At 72.8% G+C, this 16,571-nt stretch carries 14 protein-coding genes; 6 read left to right on the forward strand and 8 right to left on the reverse strand.

The features are described from left to right. Positions 1 to 21: 21 nt before the first annotated feature. On the reverse strand, positions 22 to 1,296 hold the full coding sequence (locus tag BJY16_RS06065; RefSeq protein WP_185038128.1) for an outer membrane protein assembly factor BamB family protein: 1,275 nt from the start codon (positions 1,294 to 1,296) through the stop codon (positions 22 to 24). 62 nt (positions 1,297 to 1,358) lie between these two features. After that, a complete protein-coding gene (locus BJY16_RS06070; protein ID WP_185038129.1) occupies positions 1,359 to 1,844 on the reverse strand; it encodes an Lrp/AsnC family transcriptional regulator in 486 nt (161 codons plus the stop codon). A 90-nt stretch (positions 1,845 to 1,934) separates the two neighbouring features. Here BJY16_RS06070 and hppD point away from each other — a divergent pair, with 90 nt between their 5' ends. Genes hppD through hisC form a run of 3 tightly spaced genes read left to right on the forward strand, consistent with a single transcriptional unit; the run spans position 1,935 to position 5,253 of the window. After that, positions 1,935 to 3,056, forward strand: coding sequence for a 4-hydroxyphenylpyruvate dioxygenase (hppD, locus tag BJY16_RS06075; RefSeq protein WP_185038130.1), 1,122 nt, complete (start codon positions 1,935 to 1,937; stop codon positions 3,054 to 3,056). A gap of 53 nt (positions 3,057 to 3,109) precedes the next feature. Further along, a complete protein-coding gene (locus BJY16_RS06080; RefSeq protein ID WP_185038131.1) occupies positions 3,110 to 4,174 on the forward strand; it encodes an RDD family protein in 1,065 nt (354 codons plus the stop codon). Next, complete coding sequence (gene hisC, locus BJY16_RS06085) at positions 4,171 to 5,253, forward strand: histidinol-phosphate transaminase (RefSeq protein WP_185038132.1); 1,083 nt, start codon at positions 4,171 to 4,173, stop codon at positions 5,251 to 5,253. Before BJY16_RS06080 ends, hisC begins: the two co-directional genes overlap by 4 nt. A gap of 1,217 nt (positions 5,254 to 6,470) precedes the next feature. Here the strand turns inward: hisC and BJY16_RS06090 are convergent. Then, a complete protein-coding gene (locus BJY16_RS06090) occupies positions 6,471 to 7,694 on the reverse strand; it encodes an MFS transporter (protein ID WP_185038133.1) in 1,224 nt (407 codons plus the stop codon). 46 nt (positions 7,695 to 7,740) lie between these two features. Between BJY16_RS06090 and BJY16_RS06095 the strand changes: the two genes are divergently transcribed. Next, on the forward strand, positions 7,741 to 8,862 hold the full coding sequence (locus BJY16_RS06095) for an ROK family transcriptional regulator (RefSeq protein WP_185038134.1): 1,122 nt from the start codon (positions 7,741 to 7,743) through the stop codon (positions 8,860 to 8,862). Positions 8,863 to 8,971: 109 nt separating this feature from the next. Here the strand turns inward: BJY16_RS06095 and BJY16_RS06100 are convergent, their stop codons facing one another. Beyond that, positions 8,972 to 10,483 (reverse strand): DUF6056 family protein, encoded by a 1,512-nt coding sequence (locus tag BJY16_RS06100; RefSeq protein ID WP_185038135.1) that lies wholly within the window; start codon positions 10,481 to 10,483, stop codon positions 8,972 to 8,974. Between the two features lie 344 nt (positions 10,484 to 10,827). Here BJY16_RS06100 and BJY16_RS06105 point away from each other — a divergent pair, with 344 nt between their 5' ends. Next, a complete protein-coding gene (locus BJY16_RS06105; RefSeq protein ID WP_185038136.1) occupies positions 10,828 to 11,889 on the forward strand; it encodes a glycosyltransferase family 2 protein in 1,062 nt (353 codons plus the stop codon). Beyond that, positions 11,889 to 12,305, forward strand: a complete 417-nt coding sequence (locus BJY16_RS06110; protein ID WP_185038137.1) for a GtrA family protein — start codon at positions 11,889 to 11,891, stop codon at positions 12,303 to 12,305. Before BJY16_RS06105 ends, BJY16_RS06110 begins: the two co-directional genes overlap by 1 nt. Positions 12,306 to 12,317: 12 nt before the next feature. Here BJY16_RS06110 and BJY16_RS06115 read toward each other — a convergent pair whose 3' ends face one another. From BJY16_RS06115 to BJY16_RS06130, 4 genes are all read right to left on the reverse strand, one after another. Further along, positions 12,318 to 13,469: an outer membrane protein assembly factor BamB family protein gene (locus BJY16_RS06115; protein WP_185038138.1), complete on the reverse strand. Its 1,152-nt coding sequence runs from the start codon at positions 13,467 to 13,469 to the stop codon at positions 12,318 to 12,320. Between the two features lie 60 nt (positions 13,470 to 13,529). Further along, a complete protein-coding gene (locus BJY16_RS06120) occupies positions 13,530 to 14,690 on the reverse strand; it encodes an outer membrane protein assembly factor BamB family protein (protein ID WP_239177229.1) in 1,161 nt (386 codons plus the stop codon). Between the two features lie 136 nt (positions 14,691 to 14,826). Further along, positions 14,827 to 15,678: a hypothetical protein gene (locus BJY16_RS06125; RefSeq protein WP_185038139.1), complete on the reverse strand. Its 852-nt coding sequence runs from the start codon at positions 15,676 to 15,678 to the stop codon at positions 14,827 to 14,829. A gap of 44 nt (positions 15,679 to 15,722) precedes the next feature. Then, positions 15,723 to 16,385 (reverse strand): hypothetical protein, encoded by a 663-nt coding sequence (locus BJY16_RS06130; protein ID WP_185038140.1) that lies wholly within the window; start codon positions 16,383 to 16,385, stop codon positions 15,723 to 15,725. Positions 16,386 to 16,571 lie beyond the last annotated feature (186 nt).

The following is a 16,571-nucleotide window of genomic DNA, read 5'->3' on the forward strand; positions in this document are numbered from 1 at the left end:
GCAAACGCGCCTGTCGGCGGGTCAGCGGTAGGGCAGATAGGCCATGTCGCGGCCGGAAACCAGGATCAAACCCTGGGCGGTGGCGGTGAAGACCTTCGCATCCGTGCGTACATCGGCACGAACCGCCCCATTCGCCGGATTCAGCGCCGTCACTCGTCCGGACGAGACGACGATCACCGCGTGCGGCGTGAGCGCGGCACCGGCCTTCGCCCCGGCCTGCCGCCAGACCGCCCGGCCCCGGCTGAACGACCAGCCGCGCAGGGCGTCGCCGTCCCGGATCACCGCGTACCGGTCGTCGACCGCGAGCACCTCGGCCGTCTTGTCGCCGTACCAGAGGATCCGCCCGTCGGCCCCGTTGATCAGCTCCTGCCGGCCGTACGGGTCGACGCCGAGCAGCACGTCGTACCCCCCGGCCGGGTCCCGGTCCTGCTCGCAGTCGCTCTCCGCGGTCCGCAGGTTGAGCCCGTCCCGCTTCCAGACCACCCGGTTGCCCGGCGGGCCGGTGGCCACCACGCCGTAGTAGCAGGTGCCGTCCTTCGCGGTGCCGGTGATCGTGAGCACCCGGCCGCCGACCACCGCGATCCGCTGGTCCGCACCGGCCTTCGCGGTCTGCACCAGCCGGCCGGTGGCGGTGTCGATCACCCGGACCTGGTCGCCGTCCGGCAGGCCGAGCAGGCCGGGCATCTCCGCCGGGCCGGCCGCGTCGTCGTCCACGTCGCCGGTGCCGAGCCGGCGGGCGTCCGGCAGGTCCGGGTTCGCGGCGTGCAGCACGAAGCCGATCCCGCCGGTGGCCACCGACCAGAGCTGGGTGCCGGCCCGCGGGTCCCAGGCGGTGAGCCGGCAGTCGTTCCCGCCCGAGCAGCGCAGGTCGACGATCCCGTTCCGGTACGTCCAGACCGCGCTCGCCTCGGTGTCCGCCCGGCGCACCGTGCCGGTCCGCGGGTCCAGCACCTGGTAACCCTTGGTCAGCAGCCGGCCGGTGACCACCACCGCGTCGGCGCCCTGCCCGGCCATCGCGGCCCAGTCGGCGTCGGTCGACCACATCCGCACCGCGGTGCTCAGGTGGTAGGCCTCCACCGAGGTGCGGTACTCGACGATCACCGACTCGCCGGCCACCGCGACGCTCTGCGGGGCACCGCCCAGCCGCTGCTGCCAGGTGGTGCCGGGCGCCACCGGCTCGCTCGTGCTGACCCATTCCCAGAGCTGCGGGAACGGGTTCCACACCCCGGTCGTGGCCAGCACGGTGACCGTGACGGCAGCGACCAGCGTGACTCCCTTCCAGGTGCCCGAGGCCATGCCGGCACCCTAATGATCGGAATCCACCGACCCCGCCAGCGTAGAAAGCCCGTGTCGTGGGCTTATGCGAGAGTTGCCGCTTTCGTCAACGGCACCGTCCGGTACGGGATCAGCTCGGCCAGCGCGATGATCGTGTGCGCCCGCCGGATCCCCTCGTAACCGACGATCTTGTCGATCACCCGCTGCAGGTCGGCGTTGGAGCGGGCCACGATCCGGCACAGGATGTCCCCGCCACCGGTGATCGTGTGCGCCTCCAGCACCTCGGGGATCTCGGCCAGGTGGCTCGCCACCGCGTCGTGGCCGTACCGCTGGCTGATCTCCAGGGTCACGAAGCTCATCACCCGGTACCCGATCACGGCCGGCACCACCTCCGGGCCGAAGCCCTTGATCGCGCCGCGGGCGATGAGTTTGTCCAGGCGGGCCTGGACCGTGCCGCGTGCCACCGCGAGCCGCCGGGACAGCTCCAGCACGCCGATCCGCGGCTCCGCCGCGAGCATTTCGACCAGGTGCGCATCCAGCTCGTCGAGCTGAACAAATTGCTCGGTCATCTCCGGCCACCCCCCTACTTATTGCACAGATTGACCAGACGAAAAACCGACTGTTGCCCATCCGTGTGAGCTGAGTCAATCCTCAGCCTCATGACCTCGCCGACCGAGAAAAACAACGACGTCTTCCCGGTGAAGGGCGTCGACCACCTGCGCTTCCTCGTGGGCAACGCCCGGCAGGCCGCCCACTTCTACTCCACCGCGTTCGGCATGCGCTGCGTCGCCTACCGCGGTCCCGAGCAGGGCTACCGCGACCACGCCGAGTACGTGCTGGTCAGTGGCGGCGCCAAGTTCGTGCTGACCGGCATGGTGCACGCCGGGGCGCCGGGCGCCGAGCACGTCACCAAGCACGGCGACGGCATCTCGGACATCGCCCTGCAGGTCCCCGACGTCGACGCGGCCTACCTGCACGCCACCTCGACCGGGGCGCGCGGCGTGACCGAGCCGCACGACGTCAAGGACGAGCACGGCACGGTCCGGATGGCGTCGATCGCCACCTACGGCGACACCGTGCACACCCTGATCGACCGCTCCGGCTACGACGGCCCGTTCCTGCCCGGCTTCGTCGCCCGGGAGCCGATCGTGGCGGTCCGCCCGAAGCGCTTCTTCCAGGCCGTCGACCACGTGGTCGGCAACGTGGAGCTGGGCAAGATGGACGAGTGGGTGGAGTTCTACCGGCGGGTCATGGGCTTCACCAACATGGCCGAGTTCATCGGCGACGACATCGCCACCGACTACTCGGCGCTGATGTCCAAGGTCGTCGCGGACGGCACCCGCAAGGTCAAGTTCCCGCTGAACGAGCCGGCCATCTCGCAGCGCAAGTCGCAGATCGACGAGTACCTGGAGTACTACGGCGGTCCCGGCGCGCAGCACGTCGCGCTGGCCACCAACGACATCCTGACCACGGTCGACGCGATGCGCGGGGCGGGCGTGGAGTTCCTGAACACGCCGGACTCGTACTACGACGACCCGGAGCTGCGGGCCCGGATCGGGCAGGTGCGGGTGCCGATCGAGGAGCTGAAGAAGCGCCGGATCCTGGTGGACCGGGACGAGGACGGATATCTCCTGCAGATCTTCACGGCCCCGGTGCAGGACCGGCCCACCGTATTCTTCGAGTTGATCGAGCGACACGGCTCCCTCGGTTTCGGCAAGGGCAACTTCAAGGCGCTCTTCGAGGCCATCGAGCGGGAGCAGGAGCGGCGCGGCAACCTGTGACGTACTGACCTGCGCGCAGGGAACCGTCAGGCATACGTGGTAAAGGTTTGCGCATGAGTTCCCTTCCCGCGGGTTGGTACAAGGACCCGGCCGACACCAGCACCCAGCGCTACTGGGACGGTGAGGGCTGGCTGGGCAAAGCCATCCCGGCCGACGCGGTGCCGCCGGTGGGACCGCCCCCGGTGGAGGCGGAACCCCCCGCGGCACCGCCCCCGGTGGTGACGCCCCAGCCGCAGCCCTACGCCCCGCCCCAGCCGCCGCCCGCCCATCCGGCCTACGGTCCGCCGCCCGGGTGGCAGCAGCCGCCGCCGGGGTGGCAGCAGCCGCCTCCTGGCTGGCACCAGCCGCCGCCTCCGCAGGGCTGGCAGCAACCGCCACCGGGCTGGCAGCAGCCGCCGCCTCCGCAGGGCTGGCAGCAACCGCCGCCCGGATGGCAGCAGCCGCCGCCTGGATGGCAGCAGCCGCCACCGCCGCAGGCCTGGCCGTACCCGCAACCACCGCACGCCTACGCCATGCCGGTCCCGAAGGCACGCCCGCACGGCATGCCGCTGGCCGGCCTGGGGCAGCGCCTGCTCGCCCGGCTGATCGACATCGGCGTGGTGCTGCTGCTGAACGTCGTGGTCAACGGCTGGTTCGTCTACCAGTGGTGGCAGGACTTCCGGCCGATCTACAACCGCTACCTGGACCAGGTGATGGCCGGCGCCGAGCCGGACATGCTGGAGCCGACCGGGCGGATGCAGACCCTGCAGATGACGATCATCGTGATCGCCACCCTGCTCTGGCTGCTCTACGAGGCCCCGGCGATCAGCAGCCGCGGGCAGACCCTCGGCAAGATGCTGATGGGGATCAAGGTGGTCGGGCTGGACAGCACCCAGCCGATCGGGTTCCGCCGCGCGTTCTCCCGCTGGGCCCAGCTCGGCATGTGGACACTGTTCTGGTGGTGCCTGGTCGGGCTGGTGATCCAGTTCCTGGACTCCCTCTCCGCCACGTTCGACCCGCGCCTGCGGCAGGCCTGGCACGACAAGGCGGCGTCCACCGTCGTCGTCGCGGTCCCGCGAGGCGCCCAACAGACCGTCGAGGCCGCGCCGCGCGGCGACATCCCAGGAGGACGAGAATGACCCGGCTGACCCGCGCCGATCTGGACGCGCTGCCCGCGTACGTGCCCGGTCGCAACGTCGCCGACCTGGCTCGCGAGCTGGGCATCGCCGAGGCGATCAAGCTGGCCAGCAACGAGGTGCCGTACGGCCCGCTGCCCGGCGTGGTGGAGGCGGTCACCGAGGCCGCCCAACAGATGCACCGCTACCCGGACATGGGTGTGCTCGCGCTGCGCGACGCGCTGGCCGAGCGGCTCGGGGTGGCCGCCGACCGGGTGGTCACCGGCTGCGGCTCGGTGGCGCTGGCCGAGATCCTGGTCAAGGCCACCTGTCTGCCCGGCGACGAGGTGCTCTACGCGTGGCGGTCGTTCGAGGCGTACCCGATCGTCGCGGCCGGCGCCGGCGCCACCAGCGTCCGGGTGCCGAACACGCCCGGCCACGCCCACGACCTGACCGCGATGGCGGCGGCGATCACCGACCGGACCCGGCTGATCTTCGTGTGCAACCCGAACAACCCGACCGGCACCGCGCTGCGCCGGCCGGAGCTGGACCGGTTCCTCGCGGCGGTGCCGTCCGACGTGCTGGTGGTGCTCGACGAGGCGTACCGGGAACTGGTCACCGACCCGGCGGTGCCGGACGGCCTGGAGACCTACGGCGACCGGGCCAACGTGGTGGTGCTGCGCACCATGAGCAAGGCCTGGGGCCTGGCCGGCATGCGGATGGGTTACCTGGTCGCCCAGCCCGAGGTGGCCGCCGTGGTGCGCAAGGTGCTCACCCCGTTCTCCACCAGCCTGGTGGCGCAGGCCGCGGCGCTCGCCGCGCTGCGCCAGGAGGCCGAGGTGGTGCGCCGCTGCGCGCTGGTCACCGCCGAGCGGCAGCGGGTCACCGAGGCGCTGCGCAAGCTGCCCGTGGAGGTGCCGGAGAGCCAGGCCAACTTCGTCTGGCTGCCGATCGGCGACCGGACCGCGACGTTCGCCGCGGCCTGCGAGGCGCGCGGGGTGATCGTCCGCGGCTTCCACCCGGACGGCGTCCGCGTGACCATCGGCACCCCGGAGGAGAACGACGCCTTCCTCGCCGCGGCCGAGGCGGCCCTGTCGGCCTGATCAAGATCAAATTCAAGGGACTGCTGACTCGGATCGCGCTGATCACTGATCGTCGCTCCCGCCAGGGACCCTTCCGGGCCGGGCTGGCCGCTACGCGTCCAAAACGCCCGGCCCTCCAGGGCGACGCCCGCAACCACTAACGACCCGTCAGACCACAACCACCCGCCCACCCGCCCAACGCAACATCTACGGCCAGCCACAACCCGTCACGCGACCCACCCTGCCCAGGGCGACGTCCACGGCCGGCCACGACCCGTCACGCGACCCACCCTGCCCAAGGCGACGTCCACGGCCTGCCGGCCCCAGCCCGACCTTTGCGCAAGACGCCCACGGCCGGTCACGACCCGCCGGCCCCAGCCCGACCCATGCACCAGACATACACACGCCCCACCGGTGGGGCACGCAAGGCCACAACGCGTCAGGACCCAGCCGCGACTCACGGAGCCGGCTGGCTCTCATGGGTGTCTCGACCACCCCGAGACACCCATGACGCACAGCCCACAGACCACGACCGGCGGCTGGACCCCGACCCATCCAGGCATACACACGCCCCACCGGCGGGGCACGCGAGGCCACAACGCGTCAGGACCCAGCCGCGACTCACGGAACCGGCTGGCTCTCATGGGTGTCTCGACCACCCCGAGACACCCATGACGCACAGCCCACGAACCGCGACCGGCGGCTGGACCGCGACCAGCATCGGTGCGGGGTTGCGGCGGACCCGCTGCGAGGTCGTGGCCGCCGCGGCATCGGCACCGCTCTGCTGCGCCACGTCGGCCGGAACCCGCATCGGCGCCTCGCGCCGGAGGTGACACGGCGGGAGTGGGGCGGAGACGGAAAGCACCTGGCCGGTCCGCGAATCCGCCGCGGGCCGGCCAGGCTTTCCTTGCGGCCGTGAGTGACATTACGTCGTCATCCGCACGGTTTGCGGAACCGCGCGAACATTGGCCCCTAACGAGTAATCACAGTGCGGACGGCGAGCCTCGGCGGGCGGCGGGCGGCGGGCGGCGGGCGGCGGGCGGCGGGCGGCGGGCGGCGGGCGGCGGGCGGCGGGCGGCGGGCGGCGGGCGGCGGGCGGCGGGCGGCGGGCGGCGGGCGGCGGGCGGCGGGCGGCGGGCGGCGGGCGGCGGGCGGCGGGCGGCGGGCGGCGGGCGGCGGGCGGCGGGCGGCGGGCGGCGGGCGGCGGGCGGCGGGCGGCGGGCGGCGGGCGGCGGGGCCTAACGAGCCACCGCGGCGGCTTCCGCGGCGACCCGGTGGTGGTCGTCGGCGCTGATCCGGGTGGGGAAGACCGATCGGGAGAAGAGCACCAGCGTGCCGGCGACCACCGCGAGCACCCCGGCGAGCAGCGGCAGCATCCCGAGGCTGCCGGCCGTCACCAGGCGCTCGCCGACGAAGGCGCCGCTGCCGATGCCGATCTGGAACGCCACCACGTAGACCGCCGACGCGGCGTCCCGGGCGTGTGGCGCGATCCGCAGCGGCACCGAGCCGAGGACCGCCGGGATGGCGGTGAACGCCCCGCCCCACACCAGCGTGGCCACGATTGTCGGCGCCAGCCCGAGGACCGGCGCGAGCAGCGCCACCGACGCCGCCTGGGCGGCCAGCAGGATCAGTAGCAGCGGGCCGGGGCGCCGGTCGATGTGCCGGCCGACCAGGTAGGTGGTGAGCAGCCCGGCCACCCCGTAGCCGAGCAGCAGCGCGCTCAGCCCGGCCCCGTCCAGCCCGCCGTCCCGGCGGACCAGCGGCGCGATGTAGGTGTACGCCGCGAAGTGCCCGATCACCAGCACCGCGGTCACCAGGCACAGCCGGGCCACCCGGCCGTCGCGCAGGATCCGCACCGCGTTGCCCAGTTGCTGCCCGACGCCGGCCGCCCGGTCCCGGGGCAGCGGCGGCAGCGCGGGCAGCACGGTGAGCAGCAGCACCACGCAGATCACCCCGCCGACCGCCATCGAGCCGATCGCCACCCGCCAGCCCAGCCACTGCCCGAGCGCGGTGCCGAGCGGCACGCCGAGCACGATGGCCAGCGAGTTGCCCAGCGAGGTGAGCGCGCTGGCCCGGCCGATCTGGTCCGGCGGGGCGAGCCGGGCGACGATCGGCAGCAGCACCGACCAGAAGACGCCGTGCGCCAGCGCGCAGAGCAGCCGGGACCCGGCCAGGATCGGAAAGGTCGGGGCGAACGTCGCGGCTGCCTGGGAGACGGCGAAAATCGCTACCGTGACGGCGATCAGCAGGTGCCGCGGGATCCGCATGGTGACCGCGGTGAGCGGGATGGTGCTCAGCGCGGCGACCACGGCGTAACTGGTCATCAGCAGGCCCACCCGGGCCTCGCTGACGTGCAGATCGGCCGAGATCTGCGGCAGCAGCCCGATCGGCAGGGTCTCGGCGGCGACGTAGAAGAAGGCGGACGCACCGATGGCGGCCAGCGCGGAGCGGTGGAAACTCACCCTCGAACAATAAGCTTCAAGTCAGAGCATAAGAAGGGGAACCGATGTGACGACCCGCTCCATCGAGCTGCTCCGGGTGGTCCACCGGAGCCCCGGCGTGACCCGTGCCGACGCGGCCCGGCGGCTCGGCGTCGGCACCGGCGCGGCCACCGAGCTGGTCGCCAAGCTGAGCCGCGCGACGCTGCTGACCCAGGCCCCGGCCGCGCCGAGCGGTTTCCGGGGCCGGCCGACGACCGTGCTGCTGCCGCACCCGGCGGGCCCGCTCGCGCTGGCCGTCGCGATCACCCAGGAGGCCTGGCGGGTGGAGGCGGTCGAGCTGGGCGGCGCCAGCGCGGCGGCGAGTTCCGGCCGGCACGCCGGGTCCGCCTGGCCCGAGGTCCGCGACGCGGTCCGGGCCGCGATCGACGAGCTTCGCCTCCGGTACGCCGACCGCCCTCGCGCCATCGGCGTCTCGGTCCCCGGCACCGTCTCCCGCGCCCACCGCGTGGAGGCCGTCGGGATCGGCTGGCACGACGCCGACCTGACCGAGCTCTGGCCGGACGCCGAGGTCTTCACGGCCGGCAACGACGCCACCCTGGCGGCCACCGCCGAGTCCCGCCGGGGCGCCGCGGCCGGCGCGTCGGTCGCCCTGCACCTGCGGATCGAGGCGGGGCTGGGCGGCGCGGTGGTGGACGGCGGCCGGCCGGTGATCGGCGCGCGTGGGGCGGCCGGCGAGTTCGGGCACATGCCGTTCGGCGATCCGGCGGTCCGCTGCCCGTGCGGGGCGCGCGGCTGCTGGGGGGTCGCGGTCGACGGGCACCAGCTGGCCCGGCTGCTGGGCGAGCCGCCGCCGGCCGACCCGATCAGTTACGCCCGCCGGGTGATCACCGCGGCCGCGGCCGGGCCGGGTCCGCGGCTGACCGCGGTCCAGGCCGTCGCCGAGACCCTGGGCCGGGGCATCGCGGGCCTGGTCAACGCGCTGGACGCGGACCTGGTCACGCTCGGCGGGCTGGGCGCCGACCTGCTGGCCACGGTCCCGGACGAGATCGCCGCCGCCTACCGCGACGGGCTGATGTCGATCCACCGGGACGCGCCGCCGCCGATCGTGCCGGCCGCGCTCGGCGACCACGGCCCGATCGCCGGCGCCGCCGAGGAGGCCTGGTCCGCCCTGCTCCCGCGACTGGCCTGAGCAGCCCTGGTCCGCCGCGCTCCCGCGACTGGCCCGAGCAGCCCTGGTCCGCCCCGCTCCCGCGACTGGCCTGAGGCCGGCCCGCGGGAGCCGGGAGCGAGGCGCCGGGTCAGCGCAGGCGCTTGAGCCGGTCCACGCCGTACCAGGTGGCGGCGCAGGCGGCCACCCAGTCCTTGGAGTAGTTCGAGGTGTAGAACGGCTCGGCGAGGTTGCCGATGTTCAGCGGCTTGTACTTCACCACGGTGGCGCCCTCGGCGGCCTGCCGGCGGATCCGCGAGTCCTGCTTGTCCCAGCTCGCGGCGCGGGTGGCGGCCACGTCGTGCAGCGTTTCCACCCGGGGCACCAGGGAGACCACGCCGACGATCGCGACGCCGGCCGTCAGCACCGCGGTGACCAGGGCGGCGGTCAGCGCGGTGGTGCCGCGCCGGGCGTCCATCGCCTTGCGCAGCGCCCGGCCGGCCAGCACGCCGTAGGCGGCCAGGGTGAAGACCATCGGCGCCACGAAGCTGAACCAGGTGCGGTAGTACGACCAGCCGGTCGGGCCGTAGCCCTGCCGGACGCCCAGGATGATCACGAACGAGCCGAGCAGCAGCAGCGGGATCGGCAGCAGGAACGCGGCGATCAGCGCCCAGCGGGCCGGGCGGCGCGCCTCGGACTCCCCCTCGGCGGCCCGGTCCTCGGTCTCGGCCCGGTCGCGCGGCGCCACCAGCAGGCCGGCGGCCACGCCGATCGCGATGGCGGCCAGGTAGGTCCACTCGGACGACAGGATGTCGAGCACCCGCAGCCAGTCGTGGTACGACCCGCTCAGGTTGTCGGCCGACAGCAGCGGCTGGGCGGCCGTGTTCTGCGCCCGCCGCCACTGCGCGCCGGGCGAGGTGTAGAGCACGGCGTAGCCGGTCAGCATGCCGGCGCAGGCCGCCACGCACCAGACGAACGGGTACCAGCCGCGCACCTGACGGAACCACGGCACGACGAGCAGGCCGACGGTCCCGGCGGCGAGCCCGCCGACGATCACGAACGGCTCGTTCAGGGTGCCTACGCAGAAGCCGGCGAGCAGCACCACGACCAGCGCGAAGCCGCGCAGCCAGGCCGGCCCGGAGCGGCCCGCCCAGAGGCCGAGGGCGATGGTCCACACTCCGATCGCGATCGGCAGCGTGTGCGAGATCGTCGCCGGCGCCCAGAGCAGCGCCTGGTAGGGGTTCTTCGCCGCGATGAAGAGCAGCACCTCGACCACGGTGGCGATCGCCGCGAACATCAGCCACTGCACCCGCCAGCCGAGCAGCAGCCAGATCTCCCGGAGCAGCAGCACCAGCCCGAGGCCCATGGCGCCGACCAGGAACGCCGGGAACAGCTTCATCCCGACCACGCCGTCGGCGTTGACCAGACCGCTGATGAAGGCGTTGGCGATCCGCCCGTTCTGGGTCTGGTAGAAGTCCTCGGTGATGCCGAAGATCCCCATGTCCCGGGTCTTCCAGAGCGCGCACCAGTCGTCGGAGGTGGGCCGCACGAACCGTCCCAGGTACGCCATGACGGCCAGCTGGGCGGCCGCGACGACGGTGACCACGCCGGCGATCACCTGGATCGCGGCACGGCGCCAGGGCGAAGGATGAGTATCCGGCACGTGACTTCTCTCTATCCGGATCGAGCGGGACGGTCGTCGCGCGCGAGGGGCGCGGCGGGAGTCCGGGATCAGGGCTGGGAAGGAAGTGTAGGAGATTCGTTTTCCTGGTGAAGGGCGGGTTACCAGCAGCTCATCGAAGAGACGAGAATCACAGATCCCGTTGCTCACGCCCCGTGACGCGGCGCGCGCTGAGCGGAGCCGGTGTCCCCTGTGGACGCGTTTGCCCGTTCGAGTCGATCATTCCGCCCGCTCAGCCGGTCCGCTGGGCGGGCGCATGCTGTGTAGGATGCCCCCGCCAGGCGCGGCCGGCCCCCCGAGGTCGCAACCTCATTGGAGTGAACACCATGCGTCTTTCAGTGATCGTCCCCTGTTACAACGAGGAGGACGTCATTGATCTCTTCGACGTGCGGGTGCGTGCCACGCTGACCGAGCTCGCCATCGATCACGAGCTGTGTTACGTGGACGACGGCAGCTCGGACTCGACCCTGGAGCACCTCCGCGCCCTGGCCGAGAAGAACCCGGACACCACCCGGTACGTCTCGTTCAGCCGCAACTTCGGCAAGGAGGCCGGCATGCTGGCCGGCCTGCGCGAGGCCACCGGCGACGCGGTCGTGATCATGGACGCCGACCTGCAGCACCCGCCAGAGCTGATCGCCCGGATGCTGGAGCTGCACGCGCGCGGCCACGACCAGGTGGTGGCCCGGCGCACCCGGGAGGGTGACAAGTTCGTCCGCAGCCTGCTGAGCAAGACGTACTACCGGTTCATCAACCGGATGGTGGACGTCGAGCTGACCGACGGCGTCGGCGACTTCCGGCTGCTGTCCCGCGCCGCCGTGGACGCGCTGCTCTCCCTGCCGGAGTACAACCGCTTCTCCAAGGGCCTGTTCTCCTGGATCGGCTTCGACACCGTCACCTTCGACTACCAGAACGTGGCCCGCGAGGCCGGCGCCACCAAGTGGCGCTTCAGCTCGCTGCTCAACTACGGCCTGGACGGGCTGATCTCGTTCAACAGCCGGCCGCTGCGCCTGGGCATCCACGTCGGCCTGACGCTGACCGTGCTGGCCGGCCTCTACGCCGCCTGGATCACCGGTGAGGCGATCCTGGACGGCATCGACACCCCGGGTTACGTGACCCTGCTGGTCGCCATCGTCGGCCTGGGCGGACTCCAGATGATCATGCTGGGCCTGGTCGGCGAGTACATCGGCCGGATCTACTACGAGTCGAAGCGTCGCCCGCACTTCCTGGTCAAGGAGACCAACGTGCCGCGGGACGCGTTCCGGGGCAGCGGCGCCGGCGTCCAGGCCGTGCTGTCGCAGCGCGGCACCGCCCCGCAGGAGCAGCGCGGCGCCGTCCCGCAGGAGCGCTGGCCGGCCACCGAGGAGGCCACCACGGGGCGTCCGGTCTGATGCGGACCCAGCTGTTCCAGATCGCCAAGTTCGGCGCCGTCGGGGTCGTCAACACCGGCACCTTCTACGTGCTCTACCTGCTGCTGCACACCTGGCTGCCGTACTACCCGGCCTATGTGATCGCCTTCCTGATCAGCATGGTCGGCTCGTTCTTCCTGAACACCTACATCACCTACCGGACCAAGCCGACCTGGCGGAAGTTCCTGCTCTTCCCGCTGACCAACCTGACCAACTTCGTGGTCACCTCGGTGGGCGTCTTCGTGCTGGTCGAGTGGTTCCACGTGAACGAGAAGATCGCCCCGCTGGCGGCCGCGGTGGTCGCCATCCCGGTGACCTTCGTGCTCTCCCGGAAGATCCTCACCCACCGCGACGCCGACCGCCCGGCCGACGAGGTCCCGGTCGCCGCTCGCGGCTGACCGCGGCCCGGCTCAGAAACCGGCCAGCAGCACCGTGTCGGTGGTGTAGTAGTAGATCGGCGACTCCGGGTCGTCCGGCGCGTCCGGCCGGCGCCGCTCGATCGCCAGGTAGTGCTCGGCGATCTGCAGACCGCTGATCTCCCAGAGGTCGTCCTCCTTGCCGAAGGCGAGGCGGAACTCGGCGGCCGGCCGGCCGGTGACCGCGTCCAGGACGACCAGGTGGTGGTCCGGCCGGAGGAGCAGCACCTGGGTCGACGAGCCGCCCAGCACCCGCACGTCGCCCGCCCAGGTCCAGCGCGCGGCGCCATCCGGCCCGTAGGCGTTGACCAGGCCGTCCGCGGCCGAGACCACGACCCCGGCGGCCACCGTGGCGTCCGGCCGGTCCAGCGCGGCGGCCCGGCCCGGCACCGCGGTGCTGGTCAGCCAGCCGTGACCGGCCGCATCCCGGAACCCGGCGCAGACCGAGGCGGCGACCGGGCAGCCGACCGCGGTGAACGGTCCGGCCGGCCAGTCCGGCATCGGCCGTCCGGAGGCGGCGTCGTAGGCGCCGGTCGCGCAGACGTAGACCCCGCCGGCGGTGGTGAAGCCGTCGGTACAGCCGGCCGGGATCGTGGTGCGCCAGCGCTCGGCGCCGGTGCTCACGTCGTACCCCAACAGCTCTTGACCCGCGGTGACCACGACGAACCCGGCGGCGACCCGCAGACCCGGCGGCGTCCAGACGGCCGCGGCGCCGGTCCGGTGTCCGGCATAGTCCGGCGCGTCCGGACCGCTGGTCCGCCAGAGGATCTTCCCGGTACGCCCGTCCTGCCCGATCAGCTGCCCGTCGGACCACCGGCTGACCACCGTCGTGCCGGTGCTCACCACCCCGCTGAGCTGCTCCGGCCAGCGGCGCAGCGACCACCGGCTGGTGTAGACGGCCTTGCCGTAGACCGGCTCGTCGGCGCGCAGCTGATGCTTGGCGGCATAGATCCGGAGCCGATCGTTGAAGATCAGCGGTGCCACGTTGATCCGCCCGGTCACCCCGGGCGAGGAGACCACCAGTGGCGGGTACGGCGCGGCCGAGGTGTCCAGCCGCTCGGCCGGACCCAGCACCCGCCAGCCGATCAGAACCGAGCTCAGCAGCAGGAGCACCGCCGCGGAGGCTCGCAGCAGCACCCGTGTCACGGGCGTGAAGTATTCCAGGTCCGGCCGGGGGCGATCACGGAACCCACCGTGATCCGCCGCTCAGAGCCCGACCACCAGCACCGCGTCCGGGCTGTAGTAGTAGGTCGACGACTCGGGGTCGTCCGGCGCGGACGCGTTCTTCCGCTCGACCGCCAGGAACCGCTCGGAGACCAGCACGCCGGAAGCCTCCCACCGGCCCTCCTCGTGCGAGCTGAAGAACAGGGCGATCCGGAACTTCCGCTTGCCGGTCGCCGCGTCCAGGCCGATCAGCTCCCGCTTCGGCGTCATCAGCAGGATCCGGGTGGAGTTGCCGCCGAGCAGCTGCAGCCCGGTGCCCGGCCAGGTCCACTTCACCGCGCCGTCCGGCTGGTAGGTGGTGACCACGCCGTTCGCGGTGGAGACCAGGGTGCCGCCGGCGATCGTGACGTGCGGGTCGTCCAGCACCGTGGACCGCCGCGGCGTCACCCGGTCGGCCAGCCAGCCGTGGCCGGCGCCGTCCCGGAACCCGGCGCAGTTCGAGGCGGCGACCGGGCAGCCGACCGCGGTGAACGGTCCGGCCGGCCCGTTGCGCACCGCCGCGCCGGTGCTCAGCTCGTAGGCGCCGGTCGGGCAGAGATAGAGGCCGCCGGCCGTGGTGAAGCCGTCCGCGCAGCCGGCCGGGATCGGGGTGCGCCAGCGCTCGGCGCCGGTGCTCACGTCGTACCCCAACAGCTCTTGACCCGCGGTGACCACGACGAACCCGGCGGCGACCCGCAGACCCGAGGGCGACCAGACGGCCGCGGCGCCGGTCCGGTGTCCGGCATAGTCCGGCGCGTCCGGACCGCTGGTCCGCCAGAGGATCTTCCCGGTACGGCCGTGGAGCGCGATCAGCTCGCCGTCCGACCACCGGGTGACCACCGTGGTGCCGGCCAGCACCACCGCGCTCAGCTGCTCCGGCCAGCGGCGCAACGACCAGCGCGCGGTCTGCACGAACTTGCCGGTGACCGGCTGATCGGCGCGGACCTGGTGCTTGGAGCCGTAGATCCGCAGCCGGTCCTCGAGGAACAGCGGCGCCGCGTTGAGCCGGCCGGTGATCGTGGCGCGGTCGACGGCGGTCGGCGCCGGATAGGGCGTCGTCGCGGTCGCCAGCACCTCGGCCGGGCGCAGGATCCGCCAGCCGACCAGCACCGTGGTGAGCAGCAGGACCAACGCCACCGAAGCTCGGAGCAGCACCCGGGTCACGGGCGGAAGTATGTCAGGCGCGGTCCAGCGGGCTCATTCACGGCCGCCGCTCGGAGACCCCACTCATACCCGCCGGCGGCGGGGCCTCGTTCTCCCCGTCGGCGATGCCTCACTCATACCCGCCGTCGGCGATGCCTCACTCATACCCGCCGTTGACCAGGCCGAGCCGGACCAGCTCGGTGAGCGGCTCGACGACGTTGGCCGCGCCGAACCCGGCGAACAGCGGGCGCGGGGCGTCGCGGTGCGCCCGGGCCGGCTCGACCAGCGGCACCGGATGGGTGGCGGCCAGCGCCTCGGCCACCTCGGCCACCTCGCCGCCGTCGACCGCCAGCAGGGTGGCGACCAGCACGTTCAGAAAGCCGTGATGGGTGAAACCGGTCTCCGGGTCGGTGTGCCGGGTGGCGTGCCGCAGACCGGCGGCCAGCTTGAACGGGAGCTGGCGGTCGCGGCAGGCGCAGATCACCGCGGCCAGCTCGACCGGGGTCGGGAAGAGCTCGGCGGCCAGGCCACCGACCCGGAATTTCGGGGCGATCGGGAGGCCCCCGGCGCGGGCGTCGGCGATCGTGTCCAGAGCGCCGATCAGGCCCCAGCTCAACGGGACCTCGGCCCAGACCTTCGGGGTGCTGCCGGCCGAGGCGTTCGCCGCGAAGGCGCGCAGCACGGACAGGCCCGGCTGAGGGTCCTCACCCCGGCGCGCCACCGCCGCCTCGACGTGCTCGATCACCATGCCGGCCGCCCGCAGCTTCTCCACCGTGGCCGGCAGCGCGCCGAGCGGGATGTCGCCGATCAGCGCGGCGGCCGCCCGGGGCACCGGCTCGGCGCCGACCACCGACGCCGGGACCAGCAGGGCGCCGATCAGATCCGCATACCACGCGGCGGCGTGCTCGCGATGTTTCGCCTCGGCGTCGGCCAGGCCGGTCGGGCTGGGCGGCAACAGGGACGCGTCATCGACGAGCCCGACATACAGCGGAGGCACCATCGTCGACACGATCCGAACCTAACGGACCACGTACGAAGCGGACAACAGTCCGCTCACCCGGCCCAGCCCGCCGTCTCGATCGTCAAGCGCGTGGGCAGCGGTTTCTCGCTCGGAAACACCGGAATCCGGAAGGCGGTCACGTGCTTCCGGTCCGCCGTACGGCGCATGCAGTACGCCCGGCCGGCCTCCAATTCCATATATTGCGATTGATATGTCGCCCCGTTGGCCTCGGCGCACGCCTCCGGGCCGGCGAACGGGTCGCCGACCGCCCGGGCCACCACCGACCGCTTCTCCAGCGGGTCGGCGCTCCACACCCGGACGTCGTCGCCGGTGCAGTTCTGCACGGTGTCGTCCTTGCCCGGAGTGGAACAGATCAGCGACATGTCGCCGGTCCAGGCGTCCGGGCCGGGCCGGGGCGGGTCGAGCAGCAGGATCGCGGCCTGCGGATATTTGTCGCCCCGCGGCAGCGGGAGGTCCAGCCGCAGAACGGCGGCGCCCAACGCGGCCTCGGCGGACCGGGCCGGGCCGGGGGTGGCGCCGGGCTCGTCCGGGCGATGGGAGCGGTAGAGCAGGACACCGGTGGCCGCGGCGGCCAACGTCATGATCACCAGCCCGGCCGCGAAGTAGGCACGGCCCAGCGTCTCGGCCCGGAACAGGACGACCAGCACCACGGCCAGGGCCAGCAGGGCCAGTGCGGCAATCAGAAGATCGGCCATGGTGGTCAAAATACGGGGACATCGGTCGATGCGGCAGCCTGGGTGAGCCGGAGTCTCGCGGCTCTGGCCTTCATCCGCCTGGCCCGGCCCGTTCCGCTCTTCTCCACCCTTTCCGGCGCGTCTCGCCCTCTGCCGCCTTGCCTGGCGCGCCCAGCCCTCTACGGCCCGGTCGGCCTTCTCTGAGCC

The organism is Actinoplanes octamycinicus (assembly GCF_014205225.1).
Lineage (GTDB): Bacteria > Actinomycetota > Actinomycetes > Mycobacteriales > Micromonosporaceae > Actinoplanes > Actinoplanes octamycinicus.

Bases quoted from the DNA above. Each gene is read 5' to 3' on its own strand.
- BJY16_RS06065 (WP_185038128.1), bottom strand. From the start codon at position 1,296: ATGGCCTCGGGCACCTGGAAGGGAGTCACGCTGGTCGCTGCCGTCACG.
- BJY16_RS06070 (WP_185038129.1), bottom strand. From the start codon at position 1,844: ATGACCGAGCAATTTGTTCAGCTCGACGAGCTGGATGCGCACCTGGTC.
- hppD (WP_185038130.1), top strand. From the start codon at position 1,935: ATGACCTCGCCGACCGAGAAAAACAACGACGTCTTCCCGGTGAAGGGC.
- BJY16_RS06080 (WP_185038131.1), top strand. From the start codon at position 3,110: ATGAGTTCCCTTCCCGCGGGTTGGTACAAGGACCCGGCCGACACCAGC.
- hisC (WP_185038132.1), top strand. From the start codon at position 4,171: ATGACCCGGCTGACCCGCGCCGATCTGGACGCGCTGCCCGCGTACGTG.
- BJY16_RS06105 (WP_185038136.1), top strand. From the start codon at position 10,828: ATGCGTCTTTCAGTGATCGTCCCCTGTTACAACGAGGAGGACGTCATT.
- BJY16_RS06110 (WP_185038137.1), top strand. From the start codon at position 11,889: ATGCGGACCCAGCTGTTCCAGATCGCCAAGTTCGGCGCCGTCGGGGTC.
- BJY16_RS06130 (WP_185038140.1), bottom strand. From the start codon at position 16,385: ATGGCCGATCTTCTGATTGCCGCACTGGCCCTGCTGGCCCTGGCCGTG.